We start from the raw sequence: 25,184 nt of genomic DNA, 5'->3' as shown, positions 1-25,184 counted from the left end.
CCTCCGGCCGGGGCCGGGCTTGGTTTTGAAAACGTCCTCGCGCATGAGGCCCGTCTTTCTTGCTCCTGCGGAGCAACGGAAAGGCGGGCCTCGCGCTGCGGAGTGTTTTCAAAACCAAGCCCGGCCCCGGCCTGCATTGACACAGCTGGCGGTTCTTGGGCATCGCTTGCTGGCGGGGTTCCTTTGCTGAAATGGACTTGGCCGAAAGGGCCGCTGGTCCCGGTCGCTGGTTCGCGCTTTGCGTGAACTCCGCGCTACTGTGGGTCAGTTAGGCTTCTGTTGTTGGACCCGCTACATCTTCCCGTCTCAGCATCGATCTTAGCTTCTCGAAGCTCTCCTCGCTCAGGCAGTGCTCCATGTGGCAGCCCTCTTGCGACGCGACCTCGGGCGTTACGCCTGCGTCCTCTAGCAGACCTACAAAAAAGCAGTGGCGCTCCCACATTTGACGGGCAACCTCAAGACCGCGTTCCGTCAGATGCACGTCGCGTTTGCCCATCTCCACGTAGCCGGTGCTCTCCAAGGCCGCCATGGCTTTAGAGACGCTTGCTTTGGTTACGCCCAAGTATTCGGCAACGTCGATCGAGCGCACGATGCCCTGACGTTCCGATAGAACGTAGATCGATTCGAGATAGTCTTCTCCGGATTCACGCAGGGCCATGGGCCGCCTTTCGCGATGGCTTCTAGTTAGCCTTTGGATACTTTTGCTTGATTTACTTTACCGCAAAAGTTGCCCATGTCTTACTACTTTGCCTAAAAGTTAGCCGTGTTTCACAAAACATGCGGGACGAAAACAAAATGGGGACGCCCCGCAAGGAGTGTCCCCAACTGCCGGCAGAAAAGGAACGTCCCCAAGTGCCGAATCCGCAGCTACACCAGCCCGAAGTGCTTTGCGGCGTTGTAGATGCCGTCGTCGTCTACGGCGGTCGTTACGTAGGTCGCTGCGGCCTTCACAGTATCCTGCGCGTTGCCCATGGCAACACTGGTGCCCACGGCTCCAAACATCGACAGGTCGTTCTCGCCATCGCCAAAGGCAATCGCTTCGCTCACGTCGACGCCCAGGCGCTCCAGCGTCGCCGCAACGCCCAGATCCTTGCCGCCGTTGGCAGGGATAATGTCGCAGAACAGATCGCACCAGCGCGTCGTGAGCGAATGCGACACCGCATCGGTCACGATATGCTCGTCGGCCGGATCCACAAACGCGCAAAACTGGTAGACCGGCGCGTCGAAGGCGTGGTCAAACGGCTCCTCGTGGTAGACGATTCCCGCGTTGTTGCCGGCCGCCACCACGCGCTCGGACAGGCGGTTCACAAACGAGTTCTCGCCCTGCATGCACAGCGAGTCGTAGCGCCCCTGAGCCACCTGGTCCACGATCACCGCAACATCGTCCGGATCGATCGGGCAGCTGCGGTAAACACCACTGGCATCAAAGCAATGCTGACCCGAAAGCGTAATGTACGCATCCCAGCCAAGGTCGAACAGCCAGTCCGGCATCTGGTAGGTCGGACGGCCCGTAGCGATCACGCACGCAATCCCCTGCTCGTGAAAGCTGTCGAGCACCTGCTGCGCCGACGCCGGAATCCGGTGGGTCTTAAAGCTCAGCAGCGTGCCGTCGATATCGAAAAACGCGGCCCCGATCATCCTCGTCTACTCCTCGCCCTCGAGCTTTTCGCTCGCCTCGAGCCACGCCATCTCCAGCTCGTCCATGGCGGCGTGGGCCTCGTCGATCTTTGCCTGCTGCTCGCCCAGCGCCGTGTAGTTGGTGGGATCGACCTGGGCCATGGCGGCCTCGGCCTCCTCCACGCGAGCGCGCTGCGTCTCCATCTTGCGCTCGAGCGAACTCACCTCGCGGCGAAGCTTCTGGCGTTCGGCGTTGGAAAGGCCATTGGGCTGCCCGCTCGTCTTGGGCTTTTCGGCCGCAACCGCTGCGGCGCCGGTGTCGAACGTGCCGGTCTTGGCGCTCGGCGCGCCCACGGGCTCGCCTTCGGCGGTGGCGTTGCACAGGCGCAGGTACTGATCCACGCCGCCGGGCATATGCGTCAGGTGGCCGTCGAGCAGCGCCCACTGCTGGTCGGTCACGCGCTCCATGAGGAAACGGTCGTGCGTCACTAGGATCAGCGTGCCAGGCCAGCCGTCGAGCAGATCCTCGACAATCGCCAGCATGTCGGTATCGAGGTCGTTGCCGGGCTCGTCCAGGATGAGCACGTTGGGCTCGTCCAGGATTGTCAGCAGCAGCGACAGGCGACGGCGCTGGCCGCCCGAAAGATCGCCGATGCGGCTCCAGAGCTGCTGCGTCGTAAAGCCCAGACGCTCGCAGAGCTTCTCGGGCGAAGTCTCCTTGCCGTCGATGACGTAGTACTTCTTATAGTTGCTGAGCACCTCGCGGATCGTGTCGCCCATGTAGGGCTCGAGCTCTTCGAGCTGCTGCGACAGCACGCCAAAGCGCACCGTCTGGCCAATCTTCACGCGACCGCGCAGGGGCGCGATCTTGCCCTGGATCACGTCGAGCAGCGTCGACTTGCCGGCGCCGTTCTCGCCCAAAAGACCATAGCGGTCGCCCGCACCAATGAGCCAGGTCACGTCGGAGAGCACCTGCTTGGGCGCGCCGTCGGTATCCGCATAGCCGGCGTCCACGTCGACCACGTCGATAACCTGCTTGCCCAGACGGCTCACCGCCAGGCGCTTGAGCTCCAGCTCGTCGCGCACAGGCGGCACGTCGGCAATCAGCTCGCGAGCGGCATCCACGCGAAACTTGGGCTTGGTGGAACGCGCCTGGGCGCCGCGGCTCAGCCACGCGAGCTCCTTGCGCGCCATGTTGCGACGGCGCTCCTCGGTAACCGCGGCCATGCGATCGCGCTCCACGCGCTGCAGGATGTAGGCCGAGTAGCCGCCCTCGAAGGGGTCGACTTGGCCGTCGTGGACCTCCCACATGCTGGTGCAGACCTCGTCCAAGAACCAGCGGTCATGCGTGACCACGAGCATGGCGCCCTGACCGCGCTGCCAGCGGGCCTTTAAGTGACGCGCAAGCCAGTTGATGGTACGCATGTCCAGGTGGTTGGTGGGCTCGTCGAGCATGAGCACGTCGTAGTTGCCGATCAGCAGGCGCGCAAGGTCCACGCGACGGCGCTGACCGCCCGAAAGCTCGCCCACTGTGCCTTCCCAGGGCACATCGCTGATGAGGCCGGCCAGAATCTGGCGCGTACGCGGACTCGACGCCCACTCATACTCGGGCGCGTCGCCCACGACGGCATGATGCACGGTGTCGGTATCGACCAGGTTGTCCTTTTGGCCGAGCAGTCCGATCGTGGTGCCGCGGCGGTGCGTCACGCGTCCGTCGTCGGGTTCCAGCGTGCCGGCGAGCACGCTCAGCAGCGTCGACTTGCCGTCGCCGTTTTTACCGACAATACCAATGCGGTCGCCCTCGCCCACGCCGAGCGTCACGCTATCGAAAATATGCTTGGTGGGAAACTCTAGGCTGATGGAATCGCATCCCAAAAGAATCGCCATATGCCCTGCTCCTTCGTAGAAATTCAACGTTGTCCATGATAGCAGCGAGCCCCACCCCAAACCACCACGAAGGTGCCTGTCCCCTTTGTGGTGGTCGTTTCGGTCGCAGAGCAAAAAGGCGGGCCATCTCGCAAAAGAGATGACCCGCCTCTCCAATCAGTCCCGCGACAACCGTGGCCGCCGCGGGCCTCAAGCATGTCCCGGACTAGGAGAACATGCCGGTGAGGTAATCATTCAGCCGCTTATCCTTGGGCCGTTGGAAAATCTCGTCGGTCTCGTCGTACTCGACCATATCGCCCATGTAGAAGAACGCCGTGCGGTTGGACACGCGCGACGCCTGCTCCATGTTGTGCGTCACGATGACGATGGCACGGTCGGCAACGATCGACGACATCAGGTCCTCGATCGCCAACGTCGAGATGGGGTCGAGCGCCGAGCAGGGCTCGTCGAACAGGATCACGTCGGGGTTGAGCGCCAGCGTGCGCGCAATGCACAGACGCTGCTGCTGACCGCCCGAAAGCGCGTAGGCGCTCTTGTCGAGCTTGTCTTTGACCTCGTCCCACAGCGCGGCACCGCGCAGACTTTCCTCGACCATGCGGTCGAGCTCGTCACGGTCGGTGATGCCGTGGCGCTTGGGCGCAAAGGTGATGTTGTCGCGAATGGACTTGCGGAAGGGGTTGGGCTGCTGGAACACCATGCCGATGGAGCGACGCAGCTCGTACGTGTTCTCGGTCTTGGTGTTCACGTTGCGCCCGCGGTAGTTGATCTCGCCCTCCACGCGACAGCGGCGAATCTCGCGATTCATCAGGTTGAGGCTACGCAAGAAGGTCGACTTGCCGCAGCCCGAAGGCCCGATGAGCGCCGTGATCTCACCCTTGTGGAAGTCGAGCGACGTATTGTGCAGCGCATGGTGGTCGCCATAGTACACGTTGACGTCCTTGGCGGAGAGCACGACCTCGTCGCTCACGGCCTTGCCGCTCACGCGCACGCGCCTCTCGCTCTCCCCCACGCTCGACAGAAAGTCCTGGGGGGTGTCGGACGTGGCCGCCTCGGTTGCGGGCGTTGCATTCATATCGCTCATTCGGCCGTCATCTTCCTTGCCAGTTGCTTGCCCACGATACGGGCGACTACGTTAAACAGCAGCACGCAAATCATCAGCAGTGCCGCGGTGCCCCAGACGATCTGCTGGGCCTCGGGGCTGCCCTCGCCATAGATCTTGTAGATGTGCACGGCCAGCGACTCGCCGGGACGGAACACGTTCCAGGCGCAGGTGGGGCTCGACAGGTTAAAGCTCAAGAAGTTGAGGCGGACCGGCGAGCTCATGCCCGAGGTAAAGAGCAGCGCCGCGGCCTCGCCAAACACGCGGCCGGCCGAAAGCACGATGCCGGTCACGATGGCGGGCATGGCCTCGGGAATCAGGATGTGCAGTGTGGCCTCCCAGCGAGTGAGGCCCATGGCCAGGCACGCATCGCGCTGGGCCTGCGGCACGTCCTCGAGCGCCTGCTGAATCACGCGCACCAGGATGGGGATGTTGAACATGGTGAGCGCGACGGCGCCGGAGATGATGGAGTACTTCCAGCCCAGCTGCACCGAGAACACCAGAAAGCCGAACATGCCGACGACGATGGAGGGCAGCGAAGACAACGTCTCGATGGCGGTCGAGGCGATGTCGCGAATGGGACCGTCGGGCGCGTATTCAACTAGGAAGACCGCGCCGCCCAGGCTGATGGGCACCGAGATGATCAGGGTAATCAGCAGCAGATAGAACGAGTCGAACAGCTGGTAGAGCACGCCGCCCTGCGTTCCGTTGGCGCGTGCGGGCTGTGTGAGAAAGCCCGGCTGGAACAGCGTCGAGATACCCTCGAACAGGATGTAGGCCACCATGGAGACGACGATAAGCATGACGATGGCGACAATCGCCGTCAGCACGCCCGTGGCGATACGGTCTTGCCTTTGGACACGCCCGAGTCTCGCCTCGTCGATATGGATGCGCGTGCTAGCCACGAGCCTTCGCCCCCTTGCGGCCAATGAGATGGATGATCAGGATAAAGATGAGGCTCATGCCCATCAGCAGAAGACCGAGCGCCCACAGGATGTCGTCCTGGGCCGAGCCCTCGGCATAGACCGCCATGGACGTGGTGAGCGTGGTGGTGATGGTAGACGCCGGCGACAGCAGCGACGTCGGCATGGCCTCGATGCCGCCAATGACCATGCGCACGGCGAGCGTCTCGCCAAAGGCGCGGGTCATGCCAAGGATGACTGCGGTCATGAGCGAGGGCATGGCGGACTTGAGCACCACGTGCCAGATGGTCTGCCAGCGGGTGTAGCCCAGCGCGAGCGAACCCTGGCGGTAGCTATCGGGCACGGCGCGCAGGCCATCGACCGAAAGCGTGGTCATCGTCGGCAGAATCATGACGGCCAGCACGATAGCGCCGGGCAAGATACCCAGACCCGTGCTCACGTGGAAAACGCTCTTCATAAGGCCGACGACCACGTGAAAACCGATCAGGCCAAAGACGACCGAGGGAATACCGGTCAAAAGCTCAATGAGCGGCTGAAAAACCTTGGAGCCAAACTTAGGCTGAATCTCGACCGCAAAGATGGCAGAGCCGATGGCGATGGGCAGTGCGATGAGCGTGGAGAGCACCATGACCGCAAACGAGGTGACGATCAGGGGCAGGGCGCCAGTGTAGGGCAGGCCGTTTTCGGCCGTGTTGGCCAGGTCCCACTTGGTACCGATAAAAAACTCGATGATCGAGACGCCGTCCTTGAAAAAAGCCGAGAGGCCCTTTTGGGCGACCATAAAGATGAGCGCGGCAACGACAAGCGTCACGAGCGCTACGCACGCACCCGTGACGCCCAGGCCCACGTTCTCAAGCTCGCGCTTTGGCAGCTGTTTTGCCATTGCAAACCTTTCCGGGGGCGATTACTTATTTAGCGGAGACCTTGCCACTGGCGTCCTTGACGACCTTCATGGCAGAAACGGGAATAAAGCCCTGCTCCTCGACGAGCTTGCCCTGGACGTCGTCGGAAAGCATGAACTCCAGGAAGGCCTTGGTGGCCTCGTCGGCGTCCTTAGCACAGTACATGTGCTCGGTCGCCCAGATCTTGAAGGAGTCGTCGGTGACGTTTGTGCTCTTGGGCTCGACGCCCTCGACCATGATGGCGTTGAACTTGGAGTCATCGAAGTGCGAGAAGTCAAGGTAGGAGATGGCGTTGTCGGTGCTGCCCATCTGAGTCTGGACATCGCCGGACTTGTCGAGCTCGGCGTCGCCCTTAAAGTCGACGGCCTCGTCGCCAAAGACGGCGGCCTCGAAGGTGGCGCGGGTGCCGGAGCCGGCCTTGCGGTTGAGAACGACGATCTTGGCGTCGTCGCCGCCGACCTCCTTCCAGTTGGTGATCTGGCCGGAGAAGATGCCCTTGAGCTGCTCGAGGGTCAGGTCGTCGACTGTCACGTTCTTGGAGACGACGGGGCCCATGCCCACGACGGCGACCTCGTGATCGACGAGGTTCTTGACCTGATCGGCTTCGAGCTTGGTCTCGGCGAAGACATCGGAATTACCGATGGTGACGGTGCCGGCGGCGACAGCGGTCAGGCCCTTGCCCGAACCGTTGCCCGAACCGGAGACGGAGACGTCGGGGTTGGCATCCATAAACTTCTCGGCAGCAGCCTCGACGAGAGCCTGGAACGAGGAGGCGCCGTCGTAGGTTACCTCGCCCGAGACGGACTCGGCAGCAGCGGCGCTACCCTTGTCGGCGGCGTCGGTTGCGCCTGCGCCGCCGCAACCAACGAGACCGAGGCCGACGATGCTGGCAAGACCACCAGCGAGGCCGAGGAACTGACGACGAGAATAAGCCTGATCGAGCATGATCTTCCTTTCATACAAGCGACTCGCGGGCACCCTGCCCGCTTTGCTGTTTGGAAAGATACGGTCTCGATCGGGCAGCGCCCGCGTCAGCTGCGCTTTATTACGGGCATCTGATAGACCCTTACCGCAAGCGCGGCTCGGCTTTACAAACGAATAACAAACCCGCCACCAAGCATGACCCGCCTTTTACACCAATAAAAACAAAGTTGCGGTGAAATAGTTCCTGCTTGGCCATCAAATGGCCCATTCTAGGAACTATTCCACCGCAACTTAAAAAGCCCGGACGAAAGGGGTGCTAAGTTGTTAAAACGCCGCAGCCTTAAAGCTCAAGCTCGTTCAAACGTAAGATCGCCACGATATAAATCTTGAGCGCCTGCTTGAGCTGTTCCTCGTTGGCGCACTCGTTGGGACCGTGCATCTGGCCGCCCCACTCGGGCAGCTCCAGACCGGTCTCCTCGGGGCCAAACGAGACGGCGCGGGCAAAGTTGCGCGCGTACGTGCCGCCGCCCATGGCAAAGGGCTCAGCATGCTTGCCCGTAAACTCGTTATAGGTATCGATAAGCGCCTTCACGGCCGGATCGTCGGCAGAGACCGAGAACGGCACCTTGGCACGGCCCACGCGATACGTCACACCAAAGCGGCCCACGAGCGGCTCGAGCTGCTCGCAGATGGTATCGACACTGGTGCTATCGGGGAAGCGCACGTCGATGACCTGCTCAATATGCCCGTCCGCCACGCGGATGACGCCGGGGTTGCACGTGAGCGGGCCAAACGCCGCGCTCGTCGCATCGATTCCCAGACCGCGACCATAGGCGTCCGCATGCACAAAGGCCAAGAACTTGACGAACTCGTGCTCGGCAGGCGTCAGCAGGCGCTCGTCGCGCGCACCAAACGCGTCCTCGGCCTCACGCAGATACGCCACGATGAGGCCGACGGCATTGATCGTTCCCTCGGGCATCGAGGCATGACCGCCAATGCCGTGGGCAAAAATCTGCGCATGCCCGTTATCGAGTGCCGTGATCTCCAGGCGGTCGGCGTTCTCAACGGGCGCCGGCAGCTCATCGGCGGCAATCGCGAGCTCGCAGATAGACTGCGACGGAATGGCGTTGCTCGCCTCGGCACCGCTCCAGGACACAATGCGCCCGCCGTCGATCTTGGAGCTCACAAATGTCGCCCCAAACTGGCCCTTCTCGGCATTGCAGACCGGGAACTCGGCATCGGGCGTAAACAGAAAGTCGGGGTTCGCGTAGTTCTCTAGATAATGGTGAACGTCGGACATGCCCACTTCCTCATCGCAGCCCAGCAGCGCGCGGAAGGTGTAGCGCGGCACAATGCCGTGCTTGAGCAGGTACGCGCCGGCGTAGAGCGACAGCACCGCCGGGCCCTTGTCGTCGATCACGCCACGGCCGAGCAGCCAGCCCTCGCGACGCTCCATCGCAAACGGGTCGGTGTTCCAGCCAGGGCCGGCGGGCACCACGTCCACATGGCAAATGGTCGCGAGCTGCTTATCGCCGCGGCCCGGGATATCGGCGATGCCCACATAGCCCTCGTCGTCGCTCGTCTGGTAGCCGAGCTTTTGCGCGATGCCGAGCGCGCAATCGAGCGCATCACGGACCGGGCGACCAAACGGCGCACTGGGCTCCGCATTGGCAGCAATAGCCACAGACGGATAGCTCACCAACTGCTCGATATCGGCAACGACATCTTCCCAGACCTCGTCGACATACTCAGTAACGCTCTGCTCCACCTGATTCATGGACGACCTCCTTAGCAATGAGCGACGGGCACGCCCGCCCCTCACATCACGTCATTAGATAGCGAAAAGTTTAGCAAGCTCGGCCACCGAGTGCACCACCGCATCGGCACCCGCCGCCTCGTGCTCGCCCGGCGCCGCCGCGCCCGAATAGATGCCGATGCACGGCACGCCCATCGCGTGCGCGCCCTCCACATCGTTAAAGCGATCGCCGATCATCACGGCATCGTCGGCCGTCGCGCCGAGCGCCGCCAGGGCATCGCGGACCGAATCGGCCTTGGTCTCGCGTCCCTGCGGCGGATTCATGCCAATCACCGCCTCAAACTGAGAGAGCCCGAGCTCACGCACCATGTCGATGCACTTGGCCTCCATGCGCGACGTCGCCACGGCCATACGTTTACCCCGGGCGGCTAACCCATCCAGCAGCACGGGGATCCCATCGAACACGGGGTACTCCTCCGGTCCCAGCTCATCAAAAAAAGCGCGGTACTCGTCGGCCACCACAAGCGACTCCTCGCGGGAAAAACCGTAAAAGTCGTGAAAGCTCTTCCACAGGGGCGGCCCGATCATGCGGCGCAGGTCACCCATCTGCGCCTCAGAAAACCCGCGCGCAGCCAGCGCCTTGCGCGTCGAGGTCATCACCGCCCGGCCCGTATCTGCCACCGTGCCGTCGAAATCGAACAGCACGACCGGCCGCCTGCATATCTCCAGTGCCTCCATCGGCATTCCTCTTCCCCAGTTGACGATTTCCACACCGACACTTCAAACTGTTGACTATTCAACAATTGAACCTAGTAATGTGGAACGACTCTACTATACTTGTCGCACTTTGCTCTCAGAAGGCGGCGCGCAGCGCCCCAACGAAAGGTGCAATTATGTCTTTTGCCATCATAACCGACTCCACGTCGGACATCTCCCCCACCCGCGCCCAAGAGCTCGGCATTTACGTGATTCCGCTGCATGTGATTATCGAGGGCGAGGACCTGCTCGACCAGGTGCAGATTACCGCCCAGGAGTACGTCGCGCGCATGGCCGGTTCCGAGCAACTGCCGCACACCTCGCAGCCGAGCGCCGGCGAGTTCAAGGCACTCTTTGACCGCGTGCTCGCCGACGGCCACGATAGCGCCATCTTCATCTCGCTGTGCAGCGAGTGGTCCGCCTGCTATGCCAACGCCAGCCTGACGGCCGAAACGCACGAGCTCGACGTGCGCTGCATCGACTCGCGCACCGGCTCGGGTGCCGAGGGCCTGCTGGTGGAGTACGCGCTGGCTATGCGCGAGGACGGCCGCAGCCTGGACGAGACCGAGGCGCAGATCCGCGCGGCCCTGCCCGACGCCCACCTGCTGCTGATTCCCCGCACGCTCGAGAACCTCGTTAAGAACGGCCGCGCGCCCAAACTCGCCGGCCAGCTCACGCAGATGCTCAACATTCGCCTGGCCGTTTCGCCGGAGTGGAAATCGGGCGAGATCAAGGCCATCAAAAAGGGCCGCGGCGCCAAGCGCATCGTTGCCAACACCATGGCCGATTGCCTCGCATTTTTGACCGAGCATCCGGGCTCCAGTGTGCGCGTGCTCACGACCGGCGCCGCCGAGGAGCAGGATCTCGTCAACCAAGCGCTCGCAGGCCAGAACTACGTAGACGCCGGCACCGGCCCCATCGGCTGCACCATCGCCACCCACGTAGGCGTCGACGCCATCGCCATCAGCTACTGTCCCCGCTACCAACCTGCCAATTAGGGACAGGTTTATTTTGGCAGGTTTTATCTGGGCAAACGTTAAACGGTAACAAAGGCTTGCCTGGCAAGATCGGACATGCCAAAGCCGTCGAACAACCGAAGTACACCCAGCCACAACAAAGCCATCACGCCGACGCGCCGCAACTCAAGGCGCGCCGGCGTCTTTTTAGGAGTCGCGGCGGAAAAGGGGCCGTTTTAGCCAAAAGGCCGCGAAACGCTTCCCATTACGCCGCAACTTCATTGCCGCCCAGGTAGCGCGCAGAGATGTGGTGTAAGAGGCGGGGAATGCCCCGCCTCCGCCCTTTCTTGAAAGGGAGGGGACACCGCCTAGAATTCGTCGTTGGAGTAATGAAGGTGACGAATGGAAGGAAAGGCGATGCCCCAAGAAGAGAGTGTACTGCGCCTCGGCCGCGACGAGGCCCTCGAGGCGGCGAGGCTTTGGCAGGAGTGCGGCGACGCGCGCGAGTTCGCGTGCAGGGTGCTGGGCAGCGTGATGAACGCGCTGATGGACTCCGAGGCCCAGCAGATGTGCGGCGCGAGCCGCAACGAGCGCAGCGACGGCAGGGAGAACAGCCGCAACGGCTACCGCCCCAGGTCGCTCAAGACCGCCGTGGGCGACGTGGAGCTCGAGATACCCAAGCTCAGGCACGGCACCTACTACCCCGAGGGCATGCTCGCGCGATGGTCGCGCGTCGACACCTCGGTGGCCGCCATCGTGCAGGAGATGTACGTATGCGGCGTGTCCACCCGCAAGGTCGAGCGCGTGGCGTCCAAGCTGGGCATATCCTCGCTGTCGAGCTCGGAGGTCTCGAGCCTCTGCTCCGACCTCGACGCCGAGGTGGCGGAGTTCCGCCGCCGCGACCTGTCGGGCACGCCGTGCTGCTACCTGTGGCTCGACGCTACCTACATGAGCTGCAGGGTCGGCTCGTCGGTCGTCTCGCAGGGCGTCGTGACCGCGATCGGGCTGGGCGCCGACGGGCGCAAGCACTTCCTGGGCTGCGACGTGGTCGACACCGAGAGCGAGGACTCCTGGGCGGCATTCCTCGGCGGGCTGCGCGAGCGCGGGCTGGCCGGCGTTCGCCTCGTGGTCTCCGACAGCCACGCCGGGCTCGTGGCCGCCGTCTCGCGCCTGTTCCAGGGCTGCGCCTGGCAGCGCTGCGTGACGCACCTGCAGCGCAACCTCCAGAGCGCCTGCTCGGGCAGGCCCGAGGACTCCAAGGCGGCCGTCAGGGACCTCGTGCACGCCGCGGTCTACCAGGACGACCCCGACCTCGCGCGCTGCGTGTGGGCCGAGGCGGCGCCCTGGGTGGCGTCGGTGTCCGCCAGGGCCGGCGAGGTCTTCGAGCAGGCCGAGGACTCCGCGCTGGCGTTCACGGCCTTCCCCAGGGCGCACTGGGCCAAGCTCCGCACCAACAACGTCCAGGAGCGCGCCAACCGCGAGATCAAGCGCCGCTACAGGGTCGTGCAGTCCTTCCCCTCGAGGGAGTCGATGCTGCGCCTGACGTGCGCGAGCCTCATGGAGACCGAGGGACAGTGGTCCCAGCAGCGCGTGTTCTCCGAGGCCTCGGCCGCCGAGGGCTTCGCCGAGCCCGCGGACAGGCCGGCCCCGACAGAGGGGAGGCGCCGCGCGCTCGGGCGGCGCGCCAGGGAGACAGTGGACGAGATAGTCGAGAGGCGCGGTCTCAAGAAGGAGTAATATCGGGACTTGCAGCGACGGACCTCGGGACGCTCTTACACCACGTCTGCGCGCGCCACCGCCGCCCAACCAGCCAATCGAGAAATTGGCGGCGATCGATGCTTTGTCCAACCCCCTTGCGATACCCTCTGGGCAAAAAATGGCAAATATGAGTACTGTTACCAGTTTAGTAACAGCGAAATCTGGCTGAATTTGCCATCTTCCGCCAATTCCGAGCGTCATAAAGTCCCGAATCGCCATGTTTAGAGGGTTGATTATATCCAACCCGAATCGATTGGTCTTAAATACTTTCCAGATGATATGTTACTGCTCAAACCACAGTACTCATATTTGCCATTTTTTGCCCACAGGGTCTATTCGAGGATAGTTTCCTGCGCCTCCAGCCCACCTCATGGCCGCCAAAACCCATTCAGCAACAGCTACCGCACATTTTGACATCAGCCAAACACCACTCACGGAGCTGTACTCCGCTATCACCGAACCAAAATCAGAGTCGAGTCCCTTAAAAATCAAAATAACGTACCCTCATTTCAATGAACTCCGACAAGAACGGCATTTACATGAGCACCGTCACGCATCAATACGCCCTCATCGGGGGTACGCTATTCCAATTCAAGAAAACCGTCGCCCATGTATCGGAGCCGCACAGCCAAATCGTCATCTGCGGCAACGGTCCAGACATCCGTTACGCAACACTGGAAGAATGGGAGAAAGCTGGCGAATCTTTCGATAGACGGGCACAGGTCGAAGGAATCGTCACCAGTGCGAGCCCAGCGCGCGACAAACTGGAACTCTTTCGCAATCTCTTTACTGGCCGCAAAGATGTTTACGCTCATGGGTACCGCAGAAAAGACGGGGGCATCGGCTATACACCCGCCTGCGCAAATGAATGGAAGGCAAGCATTTGCCCCAAAGTAAATCGTCAGAAAACCAAATGCGCGGAATGCGGCAACCGCATCTTCCCCAAGCTGAGCGATGCCGCGATCATCGCCCATTTCAAAGGCAACGACGACAGGCTCCGAGACGTCATAGGTCAATACGTTCTCGATAGTGACAGTAACACAAAAGTCCTGGTCATCGACTTTGACGGAGCCGATTGGAAAGAAGCGACAAACGCCATTCGGCTTGTCGCAAAAAACCATGGGATCGATGCTGCAGTCGAGCGATCGAGATCAGGTAACGGCGCACATGTCTGGTTTTTCTTCCTAGAGCTCACCAGCGCAAAGATCGCACGAGAATTTGGAAGCAGCCTTATCACCGAAGCGGCGGCGCTCAACAAGACAATCACCTTTGAAGCTTTTGACCGGATGCTGCCCGCGCAGTCCACCATTCCTGAGGGCGGCTTCGGAAATCTCATAGCACTGCCTTTTCAAGGAAAAGCGCAGCGAAAAGGGAACAGTGTATTTGTTGACGAGCAATTTGAGCCCTTTCCCGATCAATGGCTTTACCTTTCACAAATTCAGCTGGTTCCACATGCAACGGTGCAAAATCTAATCGAAAGCATCGACAATAAACCGCATGGAATATCAGCTGCAGTGGCGGGAAACACCGCCGCGCCACATTCTCAGAGGCCGCGAAAGCGGCTTCCGCTCACGCTGCAGGACTTCCCGTCATCGCTACCCGTCACGCAAGCCGATATGCTCTACATAACCGAAAGATCTCTGAGCCCGGCCGCCCAGATGGAGGTTCGCAGGCTTGCAACATTTGCCAACCCGGAATTCTTCCGTGCCCAATCAATGCACCAATCAGTATTTGGCAAACCGCGGTACATAGACCTCAGTGAACTTAGAGATGGCTGCGTTGCGATTCCCAGAGGCTGTAAAGCTCAACTCGAGCGGCTGCTTCAAGAAGCCGGCGCTTCTGCTCACTATTCAGACAAGCGCATGTCGGGCAATCCAATTGTGATGACATTTAAAGGGGCTCTTCGCCCTGAACAGCAAATTGCCGCCGAACAGATGCTCAACTATGAAGACGGGATCATGTCCGCGCCGACGGGTTTCGGGAAAACCGTCATTGGGGCCTATCTTATTGCTGCCATCGGTCTTCCAACGCTTGTCATCGTTCCCAAGACTGCGCTCATTGCCCAATGGAAATCCCAGCTCGAACGGTTTATCGACATTACGGATAACAGAAAGCCAGTTCGAACCCCAAAAGGACGAATCAGTAAAAGGCAGCCTCCGCTCATTGGCCAAATCGGAGGAGGCAAAACCACCATAAGCCATCTCATCGACATTGCTTCATTCCAGTCTCTGTCCAGCAAGGACCCCCAGACCGGAGAACCAATAGCCAAGGAGTTCGTTCGTGATTACGGCCTCATCATCTGTGATGAATGTCACCATGCAGCCGCACCACAGCTTGAGCTCGTCCTCAAATCCGCTCCAGCCAAATATGTATACGGCCTTTCCGCGACGCCCGAACGCTCGGACGGACTCACGCGAGCACTCTCAATGCTCTGCGGCCCGCTTCGCCATGTCATTGATCCAAAAACGCAAGCAATCCAACAGGGAATTCAGCGCGTTGTTAGGCCGCGTTTTACCGGAGTTCGACTACCCGCCTACGAACCAGGGGCGTCCTTTAATCAAGTTCTCGATCTCCTGTGTGCGCACACAGCGAGAAACGAAGCAATTGTCGACGATGCCCTCGAGACCGCGTCAAACGGTCGACATCCGCTTGTGCTATCCAAAAGGAAAAAACATGCCGAAGAGCTATGTAGGCTGCTTCAAAGCCGCGGACACGAACCTATACTCTTAACCGGAGAAATCGACGCCAAAGAAAGAAAGGCAATACTGAACAGCCTTCCCGGCTTCGAGCATGAGCATCGAATTATCATCGCAACCGAAGGCCTTCTGGGCGAGGGTTTCGACCTGTCTTACCTTGACACTCTGCTCATTGCCACACCGATATCTTGGGACGGCAGCATAACGCAGCAGGCAGGCAGGCTACATAGAAGTCACGAGGGCAAGCAGCAGGTTGAGATATTCGACTATGTTGATTTGTCGATACCCATGCTCGCGCGCATGTACCAGAAGAGACTCAAGACCTACGCCAAGCTGGGGTATGAAGTCTTTGCAGCAAATGACAACAAACGGGCCGATCAAAACATCCTCGTTAGGCCGGCAAGGGCCGTGGAGGCCTTAGCAGATGACATCGCGCGCGCAACGAAAAGCATTTTTATTGCCGCGCCCTACGCATCCGCTGCATGCCTCGCAAAGCTCACTGCCGTACTCACAGGCGCCGCCGCCCGTGGGATTGCCCTTGAGATTTCAATTGCTTCGACTCCGCGCGATGACGTGAAAGCGATTTTTGCCGAGATGAACGTCAGTTATCTCATCAAAGCCGAAGGACGCCTGTGCGCATCAGTGATTGACGAGGAAACTGTCTGGTACGGAACTATTCCATTACTGGCCTTTCCTAAGAAAGAGGACTGCAGCATCCGTTTCAAAAGCAGCGAAGTTGCAGCCGAGCTTTTAAGCGAAATCCAGCGAAGAGGAGAACCGGAGGTCGCAGCCGCGAACGGGACGTCTCCAACAGTTACGGTGGAATAGGGGCCGTTTTTGGCCAATCGGCCGCGAATCAATCCCTATTCCCCCGCGAAACATAAGCGAGCAATCAGCCCTGCGGGCCCTGAAATAACTCCTCATGCGAGCCCATTCTCACCAGTCGGATCACCGGATTAGTCTTATGCGGCAGATAGAGAACGACCACATCGACCATGCCATCGGATAGATGAAAGTCGATATGGCCGTTGTAATTGCCGCCTGGGTTTGAGAGCTCGTGGACGCCATATTCCGTAGGAAGCGAGCCGTGAGCCGCCAGCTCTGCGACCGCCGCCTTAAACTCGGATTTTAGCTGCGGATGAATGCGCATCGTTCGCTTGTAATCCGTCTTAAACTGAGCCTCGACCTTAATCTCAAACATCGCTAGTCCTCATCAAGGAACGACATCAGATTATTCACGTTATCGAACGCCGGGCTGTCGTCTGGCAGAATCCCCAGCTCGTGGGCCTCGGCGATCACCATGGCGCGCCTCGTCACCTCGTTGGGAACTTCGGATCGACCCACAATTTCAAACGGAATCTTCCGCTGATTTACAAGCTGCCGAACAGCAAGGTTGAGATACGAATTGAGACTCAGACCAACCGAATCCAAAAACTCAGTCGCCTGTTCCTTGAGCCCCTCTTCGATGCGAACCGTCGTAGGCTTAACCGTTGCAGTAGACATACGCGACCTCCTCGCCTCGTCTTTTGCATCAGTATACCCAGTTTAGATGGCAGAGTGATGTTAAATAGCATCAGTCTGCCGTTCTCATTACTACAACAACAGGCACGCTCGCCCTACTTCAGCCCGCTCAGGGCGATGTCGACTGCCTCGTCGAGGTCGTCGGTAATGTGCACCAGCTCCGGATCGAGCGGGCTGATCATACCGGCGTCCATCACCGGGCCGTTGAGCCAGTCGAACAGGCCCTGCCAGTACTCACTGCCTACCAGCACAAGCGGCATGCGCTTGACCTTGTGCGTCTGCACCAGCGTGAGCACCTCGAACATCTCGTCGAGCGTGCCAAAGCCGCCGGGAAATACGATGGCGCCCGAGCTGTACTTAACGAACATGGTTTTGCGCACAAAGAAGTAGCGGAAGTCCATGCCGAGGTTCACGTATTTGTTGAGCCCGTGCTCGTGCGGCAATTCAATGCCTAGGCCAACTGACTTGCCGTTGACACTCGCCGCTCCCCTGTTGGCCGCCTCCATGATGCCGGGACCGCCGCCGGTGATAACCGCCACGCCGCGCTGGGCGATTTTGCGCCCGACGGTGCGCGCCGCCTTGTAAAGCGGATCGGTCTTGGGCGTGCGGGCGCTACCGAAGATGGTCACCGCAGGACCAAGCTCGGCAAGCGCGCCGAAGCCATCGACAAACTCGGCCTGAATGCGCAGCACGCGCCACGGATCGGCATGCAACCAGTCGGTCGACTCCTCGGGCGCCAGCAGGTTGGCGTAGGTGTTGTCCTTAGGAATCATGGGGCCGCGCATGACCACGGGGCCGCGGCGGTACGTCTCGTCGTAGACAGGCTCGCCCTCGACGTTCTCATTCTTAATCATGGGTACTCCTATCGAGAAAAAGTAAAACGGGCGGGGTCGACGCTGTGCGCCAAACACCCGCCCGAACATCAACTATTCGGTATGGTACCCACGATGCATCAAGTGCTTGCAAGCTATCGGTCATCGGTCGCGCAAGCGGTGTTAGCAAACGTGATGACCGGCCGGCGCTCGCCCCTTGCCGTTGCCCGCGCTCTGCAAGCGCCCGTGCTGCTCTTAGTAATCCACCGCCGCAGGGCTGTTCATCCAGTCGCTCACGAACGCGCCGTAGCGGCCCTCGATAATGGCCTGGCGGGCCCGCTGCATAAGGTTGAGCAGGTAGTAGATGTTGTGCATCGAAAGCAGAATGCCGCCGAGCATCTCCTTCTGCGTGACCATGTGACGGATGAGCGCACGGCTGTAACCGCCCGTGCACACCGGGCAGGTGCAGGTGGGATCGATGGGACCGTCGTCGTGCGCAAAGCGAGCGTTGCGGAAGTTGAGGCGACCCTCGCTGGAGAATGCCGTGCCCATACGGCCGGTGCGCGTCGGCAGCACGCAGTCAAACATGTCGATGCCCACGCCAACGCCGCGCACGAGCGTGGTCGGGTTGCCGACACCCATCAGGTAGCGCGGCTTATGCTTGGGCATGTACTCACTCACGAGCGGCGCCAGGGTCTCGAACATGGTCTCGTGATCCTCGCCCACCGAATAGCCACCGATACCATAGCCCGGGAAGTCGCCGCACTCCTCCAGATGGCGCAGCGAACGCAGGCGCAGATCCAGGTGCATGCCGCCCTGAACGATGCCAAAGAGCGCCTGGTCATCGCGGGTATGCGCCTTATAGCAGCGCTCGGCCCACATGCTCGACAGCTCAACGGCGCGCTCAACGTAGGCGCGCGTGGCGGGATAGCCCGGGCACTGGTCGAGCTGCATGCAGATATCGGAGCCGAGTTTCATGGCGATTTCCATGTTGTCCTCGGGCGTCCAAAACACGTGGCGGCCGTCGTAATCGTTGACGATAAAGCGCACGCCCTCATCGGTGAGCTTGACGGCATCGTTGTGGCTGAAGACCTGGAAACCGCCCGAGTCGGTGAGGATGGGGCCGTGCCAGTTCATGAACTTGTGCAGGCCGCCCAGCTCGGCGATGGTATCCTCGCCGGGACGCATGGACAGATGATAGGTATTGGCGAGCACGATCTGGGCGCCGAGCTTCTTGACAGTCTCGGTAGGAATGCCCTTGACGTTTGCCTTGGTGCCCACGGGCATAAAAATCGGCGTCTCGATGTCGCCGTGCGGGGTGTGCAGTACGCCGGCACGCGCGTGCGTCGTAGGGTCCTCGGCGATCAGGTCGAATTTAAACAGGTTTTGATCCATAAACTGGAACTCCTTGGTTGCGGCTCATACGCAAACCATTATACGAGCAACCCGCAAGAAGCACCGACTCGACAGAAACTGGCGCGAGGAGGATACGGCAGGGACACGGCAAATGAGCGTGGATTTTTGGACGCTTACCGGATGAGCGTGGATAATCTCCCACTTTTGCCCAAAGCACAGCCCAAAAACGGGAGATTATCCACTTTCATTCTGCGGGCACTCATTTAAGTACGTCCCCGATGAGTGGAGCTATTTACCAGCCACGGCAACGCCGATATTTTGGCAACGTCAGCGAGCGGGTCGCATTTGAGACAAGGTGCCGTGAAATGAAAGGGCGCTGACCTTCTGGTCGCGCCCTTGAAATTGAACGGCAGATTGTCCAAATGCGGCCCGCGCAGCGTCGGCCGGTCCGCCGTTCGGTAGAACGGCGGAACCCCTAAGGACGCTGGCCCATGCCACCCTCGAGGGTGACGGTCTCGCCGTTCATATACTTAAAGTCGGGACCGCAGAGCTGAACGACAACGCGGCCGATTTCCTTCTCGACGTCGCCGTAGTGGCCAGCCGGCGGCATGTGGACGTTGGCCTTGAACGCCTCAGGATAGGCATCCTGGAAGTTCTCGAGCGCAGCGGTCCAAGCAAGCGGGCAAACGATATTGACGTTGATGCCGTCCTTGCCCCACTCGTTGGCAGCGACGCGGGTCAGACCGCGGATGCCCTCCTTGGCAGCGGCGTAGCTGCACTGGCCATAGTTGCCAAACAGGCCGGCGCCCGAAGCAAAGTTGACCACGGAGCCCTTGGTCTCCTTCAGGTGCGGGTAGGCCTTCTGCATGTACAGGTAGGTGGCATACAGACCGGAGTAAATGGCGAGGTTGAACTGGTCCATGGTGTGATCGGCGATCGTCACGCCCGAGGCGCTGGCCTGAGCGTTGTTGACTACGGCGTCGATGCGGCCGAACTCCTCAATGGCCTTGTCGATGACGTTCTGGACGACAGCCTCGTTGTCCTGACTAGCCGAAACATCGGCCTGAACAGGCAGAACCTTGACACCGTACTCGGCCTCGAGGGATTCCTTGGCGGCCTCGAGCTTGGCAACGTTGCGACCGGTAATGACGAGGTTTGCGCCCTCCTTGGCAAAAGCGATATCGATACCGTAGCCGATGGAGCCAGCGGAGCCGTCCTTGAGCGTGGCCTTGCCACCGCCGGTGACGATCACGGTCTTACCAGTGAAAAGTCCCATATAAAGTCCTTTCAAATCGCGACGGGCCTGCCCGTCGACTGCGCGCATCCAACTTCACGCGCCAAAAGCTGAAATGCAACTTTAGCGGGTTCAAGTGAAAAATAAAGCCCATGGCAGGCGAACGGCGCAACGTCTTTCGGCGAAGGGATTGTCAAGTTAAAACTGGATAAAGTGGGCGAGTTTTTGCTATCGACGCGAGCCATCGAACACGTTTTAAAACTTTGCTGCGGCGCGCGGGAAGTCGGCGCGAGACTTTATCATAGGGTGACAAACAACGATGAGGAGCACATACCTATGACAGACGAGCTGGACCCCCAGACTCAACAGCATATTGATGATTCCGCAGACGTCACCGCAGATGCTGACGCTGTGACCTGCGATGATATTGGCCTCGACGACCCCATCTTAGACGAAAGCGCTACGGCGGAAACCCCTGGCGCCGAAGATGCAGACGAGCAAAACGACGATGCGCCCGCTCAGGACGACCACCCCGTACAGGATGCTGCTCCGCAAGCTGCGGGCCCTATCGAGGTTTCTTCGGAAGAAGAGCTCGACGCCGTCATGGACTCCATGATGGATGCCGTCAAAGCGATGAAAGACGCCGTGGCCGACGCTGACGTTGACGCCGAGGAAGAGGAGGCCGCCGAGGCAGCCTCGACCTTCGTACCCGGCGAGACTCCGGTTGCCGACCAGGGCAGCACCATGCCCTCGTTTCTGCAGCTCGAGCATCCCACGATTGGCACCGATGCGGTCGACCCGCACGCAGCAGGCTTTTCTGTGATCGAAGGCGGTACCGGCAATATCGCCGTGCCGCAGACTGCCGATGCGGACGCTGCCGACACCGCTCGCCCGACTGCCCCGCACTCCCCCGCCGCGAGCCGCGATCTGGGGACCGCTGTCTCGAACACTGCGAACGCCGTGGGCACCTTTATCGCCCAGGGCGCCTCGGCCATGCGCGAGATGAACGCCGCGAAAAAGGCACTTGCCGATGCCCGCGCCCACCTGGCCGAACTTGAGCAGCGCATTGCCGATCAGGCCGAGGAACTCGAGACGCGCCAGGATATCGCAGGCCGCTACGACCAGATCGTCGCCGACCAGCGCCAGGCGATTGCCACGGCCCAAAAGACTGCAGCGGCCGCCGAGATTGACCGTGATGCCCACGCCTCCAAAGCGACAGAGCTCAAGGGTCAGCTCGAACAAATGAAGACAGAGGATGACGCGACTGAGCTCCGCCTGAAGGCCGCGCTCGACGCCGTGGAGGCCCGCGAGGCGAGCTCACGCGAGACCGGCAACCGCCTCGTTCGACGTCTTGAGGATTCCAAGCGCATCCGCGACAAGGTGAAGGCAGAGCGAGACGCCGGCATTGCCGCCGCGCAACAAACCGTCGACGCCACGCGCGCCCAGCTCGAGACGCTGCGTCATGAGTATGCCGAGCTGCAACGCAATCCCTCGGCAAATCCCGCCAACTATACGGTGCGCACCAGCGAGCTCTCGATGCAGATTTCCGACACAGCAGATGCCCTGCGTAAAGCCGAAGAAGATGTCCCGCGCATCACCGCCGACCTTGAGCATTCACTTGCCGCAGCCGAGCAGGCAGTCGAGCAGGCTCAAACCCCTATCGCCGACGCAAAACGCGCGCACCAAGCCGTGACGACCGAAGCCGATGCCGCGCGCGACGAGTTGCAGACGGCGAAGACTGCCGCCGCGACTCGTCAGCGCGAACTGCGCGAGAAGATCGCCGCGGAGGACAAGGCACGCCGCGAGCAGGAGCAGACCATCGCCAACGCCCAAGCAGATGCCGCACATGCGCAGTCGATCATCGAACAGGCGACCGAGGTGCACGACCACCCAGAGATCACCGAGTCGCTTGCAGGGTCCTTGGCCCGAGACAAAGCCGAACACACCGAGACCGAGCGAGAAGTCGCCCAGCTCGAGGCCACCGAGGACGCGGTGCGCGAGCGTACCCGCGACTCACGCATCAAATTCACCGGCGCCATCGTCTGCATCGTCGCCGCAATCCTGGTAATCATCCTAGTCTGGCTGTTCGCAAGCAAGTAGTCATTGGGGACGTTCTTAAACGACTAGTCAAACAAGAACGTCCCCAACGACTAGCCCAATGACGAGAGTGGATAATCTCCCACTTTGAGCCCCCAAGCAGGCCAAAAACGGGAGATTATCCACTCTCATTCTGCAGGCACTCATTTAAGTACGTCCCCAATGAGTACCTGCCGATGCTTTGGCAAAGTCAGCGAAAACGCCCCTAAGCGAGCAAGGTGACGTGAAAGAGGAGGGCATTGACCTTCTGGTCATGCCCGACGATTGAACATCAGATTGCCGCTTAGGGGCGTTTGCAGCGTCAACTGGTTACGCGGTTCGTAGAACCGCGTAACTAACAAATGAGCATCGCGTCGCCGAAGCTGAAGAAGCGGTAGCGCTCCTCGATGGCGGCGGCATAGGCATCCATGATCTGGTCGCGGGTGGCAAGCGCGCTTACGAGCATCATGAGCGTGGAGCGCGGCACGTGGAAGTTCGTGATCAGCGCGTCGACCACGTGATAGGTCGAGCCGGGCATGAGGTAAAGCTGCGTCGTGGCGTTCTCGCGCGCCACGATGTCGCCGCGGCCGAGCGTGTCGGCACCGTCCTCGCGGCCTTCAAAATAGCGCGCCGTCACAGCCGGATTGGACACCGGCGCGTCCGCGTCAAACGCACTCTCGAGCGAGCGCACCGCGGTGGTGCCGACGGCGATCACGCGGTGCCCCTCGGCCTTCGCCTTATGCACGGCGTCGACAACCTCCTGCGACACGTGGTAGCGCTCGGTGTGCATCACGTGCTGCGTGGGGTCGTCCTCCTCCACCAGACGGAAGGTATCGATACCCACCTCGAGCTCGACGGCGGCAAACTTCGCACCCTTGGCCTCGATAGCGGCCATAAGCTCGGGCGTAAAATGCAGACCCGCCGTAGGAGCGGCAGCCGAGTGCTCCTCCTTCATGGCGTAGACGGTCTGGTACTTCTCGGGATCGCCCTCGTAATCGGTAATGTAAGGCGGCAGCGGCACGTGGCCGGCAGCATGGATGGCCTCGTCGAGCGTGCGCGGGTCTCCGGCGGCATTGCAACCGGCCGGCTCAAAACGCACCAGACGACCGCCGCGGCTATCGGTGACAAAGTCGATGACCTCGGCCATCAGCACCACGGGAGCCCCCTCGGGCGCATGGGCGCCACCGGCGCGATACTCAATCTGAGCACCGGGCTTCAGGCGCTTGCCCGGCTTGACCAGGCACTCCCAAACGTGACCCAGCGGGTCAACATCCTCGCGGCGCTTGAGCAGCAGCGTCTCGACCACACCGCCCGAGCCAGCCTTGCGACCGATAAGACGGGCCGGCATCACGCGCGTCTGGTTGATGACGAGCACATCGCCCGGCTCGATATAGTCGATGATGTCGCGGAAGATGCGGTGCTCAACGGTACCGCCATGCTCTAGCGGCGTTCCTGTCTCGGAGCCTTTGCGATCAACCACCAGCAGGCGGCAGGAGTCGCGCGGCTCGGCAGGAGCCTGGGCAATCAGTTCCTCAGGAAGGTTGTAGTCAAAATCATCGGTACGCATAGACACGTCGGATACTCCTTATATAGCTAAAGTCCGCTCTACATCCTAGCAGGCTGACGTCCCAAACGAACTACTTTTTGGCGGCTTTGCGCTCGTCGCGGATGCGGGCGCGGTCCATGGCCGCCTCGACAGCAGAAAAGCGGCAACCACAGTAGTTCTGCCGATACATGCCCAGCTCGCGCGAACGGCGTGTCGCCTCGGGGTAATACGGGCGAAAATCGCGAATGACCGGAGTGAGACCGCGGGCGGCAGCCAAGCGCTCAAGCACATCATTGCAGGTATCGAACAGCTGATACGGCGAGACGGCGAGCGTCGTACCCACATATTCGAACCCGCGCTCCTGGGCCACACGGCATGCCTCGGCCAGACGCAGGGCATAGCACGCACGACAGCGACGGGGTCGATCGGCGCTCAACGGGGCCACACCGGCCTCCCAGCGCTCGCGGTCCTCGCCTGTCTCGATAAGCTCGATGTCGCCATCGGCACACCACCGGCGCAGTTCGTCCAGGCGGCGCTGCCATTCATCGCGCGGTTGAATATTGGGGTTGGTCCAGCAAATCGTGGGCTCAAACCCCTCCTCGCGCAGCAGGCGGACCGGCTCAAGCGAGCACGGCGCACAGCAGGCGTGCAGCAGCAACGGCTTCATCAGCATCTCCTCCTCTGCAATGATTTTTTAATCCCCGTCCCAGAAAAATCATCCCAAAAAGACTACCTTGCGAAAAATCGCACGCCAAAGGATGTGTCCTCGCAGGCGACAATGCGGCGGTCGCGCAGGATGGTCCGAACGTAATACCAATCGCCCACGCAGCCCGACAAGTGCAGACCAGCCGCCAGGTAGCACAGCAGCGGATAGCCCGAAAACGCAAACCCCAGGGCAAGCGTTGTCGTCACAACAACCGTCGGCGCCAGACAAACCGCCATGTACCGCCGGCGCGAATACACAACGCCCTCGGCGCAGGCATAGATCATCGCCGTCTCGCGATTCGCCCCAAAGGTCACCTGCGCGCCCGCAGGCGCCAGCAGCTTAAAAAACACCGCATGCACCAGCTCGTGCACGGCAAACGATGCCATTGAGACCGCAGCCAAGCCGACTATCCAGCCCACGACAGCCATCCAGCCGCCCGCCTCAGCCGCGTCCAAGTCCGCAGGCCCGCCCAACAGCATAAACACCGGCACCAGGCACACGGCAAACACCGCGATCACGGCCATCCCCCACACGAAGCAAGCGTGTAGAAAATCCTCGTCCTCAAACGCATGTATGTTGGAAATCTCATTCATAGCATCTTAGGATAGCGCCCCTGCCACGTACCCGTCCGCATGTGCGATAATGTCGAACGATATGCA

At 60.8% G+C, this 25,184-nt stretch carries 21 protein-coding genes; 4 read left to right on the top strand and 17 right to left on the bottom strand.

Annotated elements, in window-relative coordinates; translation table 11 throughout:
* Window positions 1-268: 268 nt before the first annotated feature.
* From DWY03_RS01185 to DWY03_RS01145, 9 genes are all read right to left on the bottom strand, one after another.
* Complete coding sequence (locus DWY03_RS01185; RefSeq protein ID WP_055252669.1) at window positions 269-658, bottom strand: metal-dependent transcriptional regulator; 390 nt, start codon at window positions 656-658, stop codon at window positions 269-271.
* 209 nt (window positions 659-867) lie between these two features.
* Window positions 868-1,638: a Cof-type HAD-IIB family hydrolase gene (locus tag DWY03_RS01180; RefSeq protein ID WP_117839740.1), complete on the bottom strand. Its 771-nt coding sequence runs from the start codon at window positions 1,636-1,638 to the stop codon at window positions 868-870.
* Between the two features lie 6 nt (window positions 1,639-1,644).
* On the bottom strand, window positions 1,645-3,504 hold the full coding sequence (locus tag DWY03_RS01175) for an ABC-F family ATP-binding cassette domain-containing protein (protein WP_117839739.1): 1,860 nt from the start codon (window positions 3,502-3,504) through the stop codon (window positions 1,645-1,647).
* Between the two features lie 205 nt (window positions 3,505-3,709).
* Window positions 3,710-4,585 (bottom strand): phosphate ABC transporter ATP-binding protein PstB, encoded by an 876-nt coding sequence (gene pstB / locus DWY03_RS01170; protein WP_117564461.1) that lies wholly within the window; start codon window positions 4,583-4,585, stop codon window positions 3,710-3,712.
* Window positions 4,582-5,508, bottom strand: a complete 927-nt coding sequence (pstA, locus tag DWY03_RS01165; protein ID WP_117564462.1) for a phosphate ABC transporter permease PstA — start codon at window positions 5,506-5,508, stop codon at window positions 4,582-4,584. The genes pstB and pstA overlap by 4 nt, the downstream gene beginning before the upstream one ends.
* Window positions 5,501-6,409 carry a phosphate ABC transporter permease subunit PstC gene (gene pstC, locus DWY03_RS01160; protein WP_117839738.1) on the bottom strand — a complete coding sequence of 303 codons (909 nt, stop codon included), beginning with the start codon at window positions 6,407-6,409 and terminating at the stop codon, window positions 5,501-5,503. The genes pstA and pstC overlap by 8 nt, the downstream gene beginning before the upstream one ends.
* 25 nt (window positions 6,410-6,434) lie before the next feature.
* Window positions 6,435-7,373: a phosphate ABC transporter substrate-binding protein gene (locus DWY03_RS01155; protein ID WP_117629065.1), complete on the bottom strand. Its 939-nt coding sequence runs from the start codon at window positions 7,371-7,373 to the stop codon at window positions 6,435-6,437.
* A gap of 319 nt (window positions 7,374-7,692) precedes the next feature.
* Window positions 7,693-9,129 carry a M20 family metallopeptidase gene (locus DWY03_RS01150; RefSeq protein ID WP_117839737.1) on the bottom strand — a complete coding sequence of 479 codons (1,437 nt, stop codon included), beginning with the start codon at window positions 9,127-9,129 and terminating at the stop codon, window positions 7,693-7,695.
* 54 nt (window positions 9,130-9,183) lie between these two features.
* Window positions 9,184-9,846, bottom strand: coding sequence for an HAD hydrolase-like protein (locus tag DWY03_RS01145; RefSeq protein WP_231500724.1), 663 nt, complete (start codon window positions 9,844-9,846; stop codon window positions 9,184-9,186).
* Window positions 9,847-10,001: 155 nt separating this feature from the next.
* Between DWY03_RS01145 and DWY03_RS01140 the strand changes: the two genes are divergently transcribed.
* The 3 genes from DWY03_RS01140 to DWY03_RS01130 all read left to right on the top strand — a co-directional run bounded on the left by DWY03_RS01140 (window position 10,002) and on the right by DWY03_RS01130 (window position 16,102).
* Window positions 10,002-10,862 (top strand): DegV family protein, encoded by an 861-nt coding sequence (locus tag DWY03_RS01140; protein WP_158558591.1) that lies wholly within the window; start codon window positions 10,002-10,004, stop codon window positions 10,860-10,862.
* 375 nt (window positions 10,863-11,237) lie between these two features.
* The gene (locus tag DWY03_RS01135; protein WP_231500725.1) at window positions 11,238-12,557 is read left to right on the top strand and encodes an IS256 family transposase; all 1,320 of its coding nucleotides are present in this window, start codon (window positions 11,238-11,240) and stop codon (window positions 12,555-12,557) included.
* 560 nt (window positions 12,558-13,117) lie between these two features.
* Window positions 13,118-16,102, top strand: coding sequence for a DEAD/DEAH box helicase family protein (locus DWY03_RS01130; RefSeq protein ID WP_158558590.1), 2,985 nt, complete (start codon window positions 13,118-13,120; stop codon window positions 16,100-16,102).
* 64 nt (window positions 16,103-16,166) lie between these two features.
* On the opposite strand, the gene DWY03_RS01125 is transcribed toward DWY03_RS01130, so the two are convergent.
* From DWY03_RS01125 to DWY03_RS01105, 5 genes are all read right to left on the bottom strand, one after another.
* On the bottom strand, window positions 16,167-16,475 hold the full coding sequence (locus DWY03_RS01125; RefSeq protein WP_117758774.1) for a type II toxin-antitoxin system YafQ family toxin: 309 nt from the start codon (window positions 16,473-16,475) through the stop codon (window positions 16,167-16,169).
* A gap of 2 nt (window positions 16,476-16,477) precedes the next feature.
* Complete coding sequence (locus tag DWY03_RS01120) at window positions 16,478-16,777, bottom strand: type II toxin-antitoxin system RelB/DinJ family antitoxin (protein WP_117758773.1); 300 nt, start codon at window positions 16,775-16,777, stop codon at window positions 16,478-16,480.
* A 113-nt stretch (window positions 16,778-16,890) separates the two neighbouring features.
* Complete coding sequence (locus DWY03_RS01115; RefSeq protein ID WP_117839733.1) at window positions 16,891-17,649, bottom strand: TIGR00730 family Rossman fold protein; 759 nt, start codon at window positions 17,647-17,649, stop codon at window positions 16,891-16,893.
* A 213-nt stretch (window positions 17,650-17,862) separates the two neighbouring features.
* Entirely contained in the window at window positions 17,863-19,002 is a 1,140-nt protein-coding gene (tgt, locus tag DWY03_RS01110; protein ID WP_055250876.1) for a tRNA guanosine(34) transglycosylase Tgt, read from the bottom strand.
* 436 nt (window positions 19,003-19,438) lie between these two features.
* A complete protein-coding gene (locus DWY03_RS01105) occupies window positions 19,439-20,239 on the bottom strand; it encodes an SDR family NAD(P)-dependent oxidoreductase (RefSeq protein ID WP_117839732.1) in 801 nt (266 codons plus the stop codon).
* Window positions 20,240-20,533: 294 nt separating this feature from the next.
* On the opposite strand from DWY03_RS01105, the gene DWY03_RS01100 reads away from it, so the two are divergent.
* Complete coding sequence (locus tag DWY03_RS01100; protein ID WP_117839731.1) at window positions 20,534-22,297, top strand: hypothetical protein; 1,764 nt, start codon at window positions 20,534-20,536, stop codon at window positions 22,295-22,297.
* A gap of 331 nt (window positions 22,298-22,628) precedes the next feature.
* On the opposite strand, the gene queA is transcribed toward DWY03_RS01100, so the two are convergent.
* The 3 genes from queA to DWY03_RS01085 all read right to left on the bottom strand — a co-directional run bounded on the left by queA (window position 22,629) and on the right by DWY03_RS01085 (window position 25,118).
* Entirely contained in the window at window positions 22,629-23,840 is a 1,212-nt protein-coding gene (gene queA, locus DWY03_RS01095) for a tRNA preQ1(34) S-adenosylmethionine ribosyltransferase-isomerase QueA (protein WP_117839730.1), read from the bottom strand.
* Between the two features lie 70 nt (window positions 23,841-23,910).
* Complete coding sequence (locus DWY03_RS01090; protein ID WP_117839729.1) at window positions 23,911-24,486, bottom strand: epoxyqueuosine reductase QueH; 576 nt, start codon at window positions 24,484-24,486, stop codon at window positions 23,911-23,913.
* Between the two features lie 62 nt (window positions 24,487-24,548).
* Window positions 24,549-25,118 (bottom strand): DUF3267 domain-containing protein, encoded by a 570-nt coding sequence (locus DWY03_RS01085; protein WP_117800466.1) that lies wholly within the window; start codon window positions 25,116-25,118, stop codon window positions 24,549-24,551.
* Between the last annotated feature and the right edge of the window lie 66 nt (window positions 25,119-25,184).

Source organism: Collinsella sp. AF23-2 (assembly GCF_003459245.1).
Taxonomy (GTDB): Bacteria; Actinomycetota; Coriobacteriia; order Coriobacteriales; family Coriobacteriaceae; genus Collinsella.
The sequence above is the reverse complement of the archived record's forward strand: the minus strand, read 5'-3'. Positions and strand labels throughout refer to the sequence as shown.

Bases quoted from the DNA above. Each gene is read 5' to 3' on its own strand.
- DWY03_RS01185 (WP_055252669.1), bottom strand. From the start codon at position 658: ATGGCCCTGCGTGAATCCGGAGAAGACTATCTCGAATCGATCTACGTT.
- DWY03_RS01180 (WP_117839740.1), bottom strand. From the start codon at position 1,638: ATGATCGGGGCCGCGTTTTTCGATATCGACGGCACGCTGCTGAGCTTT.
- DWY03_RS01175 (WP_117839739.1), bottom strand. From the start codon at position 3,504: ATGGCGATTCTTTTGGGATGCGATTCCATCAGCCTAGAGTTTCCCACC.
- pstB (WP_117564461.1), bottom strand. From the start codon at position 4,585: ATGAGCGATATGAATGCAACGCCCGCAACCGAGGCGGCCACGTCCGAC.
- pstC (WP_117839738.1), bottom strand. From the start codon at position 6,409: ATGGCAAAACAGCTGCCAAAGCGCGAGCTTGAGAACGTGGGCCTGGGC.
- DWY03_RS01155 (WP_117629065.1), bottom strand. From the start codon at position 7,373: ATGCTCGATCAGGCTTATTCTCGTCGTCAGTTCCTCGGCCTCGCTGGT.
- DWY03_RS01150 (WP_117839737.1), bottom strand. From the start codon at position 9,129: ATGAATCAGGTGGAGCAGAGCGTTACTGAGTATGTCGACGAGGTCTGG.
- DWY03_RS01145 (WP_231500724.1), bottom strand. From the start codon at position 9,846: ATGGAGGCACTGGAGATATGCAGGCGGCCGGTCGTGCTGTTCGATTTC.
- DWY03_RS01140 (WP_158558591.1), top strand. From the start codon at position 10,002: ATGTCTTTTGCCATCATAACCGACTCCACGTCGGACATCTCCCCCACC.
- DWY03_RS01135 (WP_231500725.1), top strand. From the start codon at position 11,238: ATGCCCCAAGAAGAGAGTGTACTGCGCCTCGGCCGCGACGAGGCCCTC.
- DWY03_RS01130 (WP_158558590.1), top strand. From the start codon at position 13,118: ATGAGCACCGTCACGCATCAATACGCCCTCATCGGGGGTACGCTATTC.
- DWY03_RS01125 (WP_117758774.1), bottom strand. From the start codon at position 16,475: ATGTTTGAGATTAAGGTCGAGGCTCAGTTTAAGACGGATTACAAGCGA.
- DWY03_RS01120 (WP_117758773.1), bottom strand. From the start codon at position 16,777: ATGTCTACTGCAACGGTTAAGCCTACGACGGTTCGCATCGAAGAGGGG.
- DWY03_RS01115 (WP_117839733.1), bottom strand. From the start codon at position 17,649: ATGATTAAGAATGAGAACGTCGAGGGCGAGCCTGTCTACGACGAGACG.
- tgt (WP_055250876.1), bottom strand. From the start codon at position 19,002: ATGGATCAAAACCTGTTTAAATTCGACCTGATCGCCGAGGACCCTACG.
- DWY03_RS01105 (WP_117839732.1), bottom strand. From the start codon at position 20,239: ATGGGACTTTTCACTGGTAAGACCGTGATCGTCACCGGCGGTGGCAAG.
- DWY03_RS01100 (WP_117839731.1), top strand. From the start codon at position 20,534: ATGACAGACGAGCTGGACCCCCAGACTCAACAGCATATTGATGATTCC.
- queA (WP_117839730.1), bottom strand. From the start codon at position 23,840: ATGCGTACCGATGATTTTGACTACAACCTTCCTGAGGAACTGATTGCC.
- DWY03_RS01090 (WP_117839729.1), bottom strand. From the start codon at position 24,486: ATGAAGCCGTTGCTGCTGCACGCCTGCTGTGCGCCGTGCTCGCTTGAG.
- DWY03_RS01085 (WP_117800466.1), bottom strand. From the start codon at position 25,118: ATGAATGAGATTTCCAACATACATGCGTTTGAGGACGAGGATTTTCTA.